The 2,009-nt window shown below is 61.7% G+C and carries 2 protein-coding genes and 1 pseudogene; all 3 read left to right on the top strand.

The features are described 5' to 3' along the window. The first annotated feature begins 12 nt into the window (after positions 1-12). Positions 13-1,047 (top strand): acyltransferase, encoded by a 1,035-nt coding sequence (locus VJS90_RS07930; RefSeq protein WP_324120735.1) that lies wholly within the window; start codon positions 13-15, stop codon positions 1,045-1,047. Positions 1,048-1,105: 58 nt separating this feature from the next. Continuing rightward, on the top strand, positions 1,106-1,690 hold the full coding sequence (gene nfuA, locus VJS90_RS07925) for a Fe-S biogenesis protein NfuA (protein ID WP_158460756.1): 585 nt from the start codon (positions 1,106-1,108) through the stop codon (positions 1,688-1,690). A 136-nt stretch (positions 1,691-1,826) separates the two neighbouring features. After that, positions 1,827-2,009, top strand: a pseudogene (locus tag VJS90_RS07920) (SCO family protein); the annotation flags it as partial.

The following is a 2,009-nucleotide window of genomic DNA, read 5'->3' as shown; positions in this document are numbered from 1 at the left end:
GCAGGTAATGGCATGCTGTATTCGCTTCAGGCACTTCGGGCGTTCGCCGCCTGGGTGGTGGTTTGTCACCACTTCATGCAAATCTTCTTCGACTTCCACGCCACCGGCCCGGTGGGCCAGCTTCTGACCGATCGCGGCGCGGTCGGCGTGGATGTGTTCTTCGTCATCAGCGGGTTGGTGATCTACCTCTCGACCCGCGACAAACCGATGGCGCCCCAACGTTTCCTGCTCAACCGGGTGCTGCGCATCGTGCCGGCGTACTGGTTCTACACGCTGCTGATGGGTGGGTTGCTGCTGGTGGCCAGCCGCTGGATGCCGCACCAGACCATCGAGTTGCACCATTTCCTGCTCTCGCTGCTGTTCATCCCTGCCGAGAATCCGGGTGGCTACGGCATGTACCCGACGCTCAATGTCGGCTGGACGCTCAACTTCGAGATGTTCTTCTACCTGCTGTTCTCCCTGGTGTTCCTGGTGCGCCAGCGTTACCAGCTGTTGCTAGTGACCGCCGTGCTGCTGGTGGCCAGCGAGGTGCTCAGCCGCGTGGGCGTGCTGAGTCATTTCTATGCCAACAACATCATCTACGAGTTCCTGCTGGGGATTGGCATCGGCATCGCCTACCGGCGGGGGCTGATCATCGAAGGCCTGTGGCTGCCGCTCGCGGTGCTGGGCGCCGCGGGCTTTGCCATCTACCACCTCGATGCCTCGATGCGCCTGCTGCACTGGGGCCTGCCCAGCGCGATGATCGTGCTGGCGTGCGTGGCGCTGGAGCCGTACTTCAAGGGTAACCAGGTGCTCAAGTCGCTGGGCGACTGCTCGTACTCGGTGTACCTGATCCATGTGCTGGTGCTCTATTGCGGCTGGTTCGCGAGCCAGCGCCTGAAGCTCAACCCTTATGCGACTTTCGCCGTATGCGTGCCGGTGATCGCCGGAGCATCCTGGCTCAGCTACAAGTGGCTCGAACGCGGGCTGTACCGGCGCCTGAGCGACTGGTGCGAGGCCCGGCGCGTGGCGCAGCCTGCGCTGGCGCTATCCCGAGTCAATTACTAGGACTTTGTACAAAGGCCAGGTTGGCGTAAACTTGCCGGCAAGTCTGAGAGGAACTTCCATGAGCGCTATAACCATTACCGACGCCGCCCATGATTACCTGGCCGATCTGCTCTCCAAGCAGAACACCCCTGGTATCGGCATTCGCGTTTTCATCACCCAGCCGGGCACCCAGTACGCCGAGACCTGCATCGCCTACTGCAAGCCGGGCGAAGAAAAGCCCGAAGACCAGGCCGTGGGCCTGAAGAGCTTCACCGCCTACCTCGACTCGGTCAGCGTGCCGTTTTTGGAAGACGCGCTGGTCGACTACGCCACCGACCGCATGGGCGGCCAGCTGACCATCAAGGCCCCCAACGCCAAGGTGCCGATGGTCAACGCCGACAGCCCGATCAACGAGCGCATCAACTACTACTTGCAGACCGAGATCAACCCCGGCCTTGCCAGCCACGGCGGTCAGGTAAGCCTGATCGATGTGGTCGAGGACGGCATTGCCGTGCTGCAGTTCGGCGGCGGCTGCCAGGGCTGCGGCCAGGCCGACGTGACCTTGAAGGATGGTATCGAGCGCACCTTGCTCGAGCGAATCCCGGAGCTCAAGGGTGTGCGTGATGTGACCGACCACACGCAGAAAGAAAACGCCTACTACTGATTGGCGTTATTGTTGCTCCTTAGCAACAATCTGTTACTGATTCAACCCCTGCGACAACAGGCCGCAGCCCGTGTTTCAAGGGCTGCAGCCGCTTCACCCATGTGTCGGGTAGAAGGCAGGGGGGCCTCATGCCAGAATGCCCGCGCTTTTTGACTGGCCCTGCCCAGGGGCCGGCACCTTCCCTTCAAAGGATGGTTACATGACTGATTTACTGACCCGGCGCGCCGTTGTCGCCGGGATGGGAGTCCTGGGGCTTGGCATGTTGGCCGGTTGCAGCCCAGCGCGTGGACTCGAGTTCAAGTACGGCAAGAACATGAGC

Source organism: Pseudomonas sp. (assembly GCF_035277045.1).
Lineage (GTDB): Bacteria > Pseudomonadota > Gammaproteobacteria > Pseudomonadales > Pseudomonadaceae > Aquipseudomonas.
This window is presented reverse-complemented; position numbering and strand designations above follow the sequence as displayed.